Origin of the sequence: Sphaerisporangium sp. NPDC049002, assembly GCF_040649355.1 — a bacterium.
Taxonomy (GTDB): domain Bacteria; phylum Actinomycetota; class Actinomycetes; order Streptosporangiales; family Streptosporangiaceae; genus Sphaerisporangium.
The window spans coordinates 1-1,901 of record NZ_JBEZFH010000421.1 but is presented as its reverse complement, the minus strand read 5'-3'; the positions used below and the strand labels follow the sequence as shown (position 1 = coordinate 1,901).

Here is a 1,901-nt window from a genome sequence, read left to right as displayed (position 1 = left end):
CGCCACGTACAGCGCGCAGGGGTCGAGATTGTCCGGGGTGCAGGTGACCCAGAGGTCTTTCCTGCCGGCCAGCAGCCGGGGGTCGGCGATGGGGTTCTTGGTCGTGCCGAGGAAGGTGCGCTCGACGCCGTACGTGAGCAGTGACAGCGCGTCCTTGGCGTAGTAGGTCTCGTCGAAGACGATGTCCTTGGGGGACCCCAGGCGGTTGAAGCGCGTCAGGGCCCCGAAGACGGCCACCAGCAGCGGCCCGAGCCATCCCCACAGGGGGCTTCCCTGGAAAGGCGGAACCAGCCGGTCGCGCACCGTGGGGACCGAGGCGGGTCGCTCGGCCGATGCGGTGGGCGGTTTCCCGGAAAGTCGCAAGATTCCAGCAAATCTTAGGGGGAAGGCGCGAACAGCCACCCGGGCACCCTATGCGCCACGGGCGGCCCGCAACCAGAGGATCAAGAAGGAGACCCGGAGCGACCGCCCTCACCGGTGGACAGCCTCGTAGAACATCACCGGTGGCCCGGCGTTCTTAGAACGTCTACAGTGGCCCGGCGTTCTTAGAGCGTCACCAGTGGACGGCGTTCTGGAGCGTCACCGGTGGACCGCGTCGTAGAGGTCGCGCTTCGGGATGCCCGCCGACTTGGCCACGTCGACGATCGCCTGCTTGCGCGACACCCCCGCCTCCTCCCTGCGGGCGACCTCGTACACGAGCTCCTGGAGGTCGGGCTCGACCGTGCCCGGCTCGTGCCCGGCGACGACCAGCGTGATCTCGCCCCGCACGTTCCCCCCGGCCCATTCGGCCAGCTCGGCGAGCCCGCCCCGCCGTACCTCCTCGTAGGTCTTGGTGAGCTCGCGGCAGACGGCGGCCGGCCGCTCGGGGCCGAACGCCTCGGCCATCGCGGCGAGACAGGCCTGGAGCCGGTGCGGCGCCTCGAAGAACACCATCGTGCGCTCCTCGGCCGCCAGGGCCGCCAGCCGCCGGGCGCGCTCCCCCGGCTTGCGGGGCGGGAACCCCTCGAAGCAGAACCGGTCGCTCGGCAGCCCCGAGATCGCCAGCGCCGTGGTGACCGCCGACGGCCCGGGGAGCGCCGTCACCGGGATGCCCGCCTCGACGGCGAGGTGGGTCAGGCGGTAGCCGGGATCGGAGACCCCGGGCATGCCCGCGTCGGTGATGACCAGCACGGTCTCACCGTCCTGCAGGGCGCCGAGCAGTTCCTTGGCCCGTGCCGTCTCGTTGGCGTCGTAGTAGGACACCACTCGTCCGCCGAGCGTGACTCCGAGGTCGGCGACGAGCCTGCGCAGCCGGCGGGTGTCCTCGGCCGCGACGACGTCCGCGGTCGATAACGCCTCGCGCAGCCGGGCGGAGGCGTCGTCGACCCGCCCGATCGGAGCACCCGCCAGCACCAGCCTGCCGTTGTCGTTCACATGCCCATCCTCTCCCATGCACGGAGAGGTCATCAGCACAGCACCTTCGGGCATGAGTCCCCCAATTGGGTACGTAAGAGGTGTTTCTTAGGCTGGACGTAATAGCCGCCCCGTACGATGTCCGGATGGCCCTGACGGACTTCCCCAACCAGGACTTCGAGCAGCCGGAGCCGCGCGACGAGCCCGCACAGCCGGGATCGGTACGCGACCGGCTGGTTCCGCCTTTCCAGGGAAGCCCCCTGTGGGGGTGGCTGGGACCGCTGCTGGTGGCCGGTTTCGCCGCGTTCCTGCGCTTCAACCGCCTGGGTTCGCCCAACGCGGTGGTCTTCGACGAGACCTACTACGCCAAGGACTCTCTGTCGCTGATCAAGTTCGGCGTGGAGCGCGTCGCGGTGAAGGACGCCGACAAGCTGCTCCTCAAGGGCGACGCCAACGTCTGGCAGCACTGCGCGCCCACCGAGATCGACAAGTGCGCCTCCTACGTCGTC

The 1,901-nt window shown here is 69.8% G+C and carries 1 protein-coding gene and 2 pseudogenes; 1 reads left to right on the top strand and 2 read right to left on the bottom strand.

Features of this window, described 5'->3' with window-relative positions; all coding sequences use genetic code 11:
* Both AB0B89_RS36185 and rsmI read right to left on the bottom strand, forming a co-directional pair.
* Window positions 1–363: pseudogene (locus tag AB0B89_RS36185) on the bottom strand (phospholipid carrier-dependent glycosyltransferase); the annotation flags it as partial.
* Window positions 364–579: 216 nt separating this feature from the next.
* Window positions 580–1,431, bottom strand: a complete 852-nt coding sequence (rsmI, locus tag AB0B89_RS36180) for a 16S rRNA (cytidine(1402)-2'-O)-methyltransferase (RefSeq protein WP_358562234.1) — start codon at window positions 1,429–1,431, stop codon at window positions 580–582.
* 107 nt (window positions 1,432–1,538) lie between these two features.
* On the opposite strand from rsmI, the pseudogene AB0B89_RS36175 reads away from it, so the two are divergent.
* Window positions 1,539–1,901, top strand: a pseudogene (locus tag AB0B89_RS36175) (phospholipid carrier-dependent glycosyltransferase); the annotation flags it as partial.

Excerpts from the sequence above, each read along its gene's own strand:
- rsmI (WP_358562234.1), bottom strand. The coding sequence starts at position 1,431 with ATGGGAGAGGATGGGCATGTGAACGACAACGGCAGGCTGGTGCTGGCG.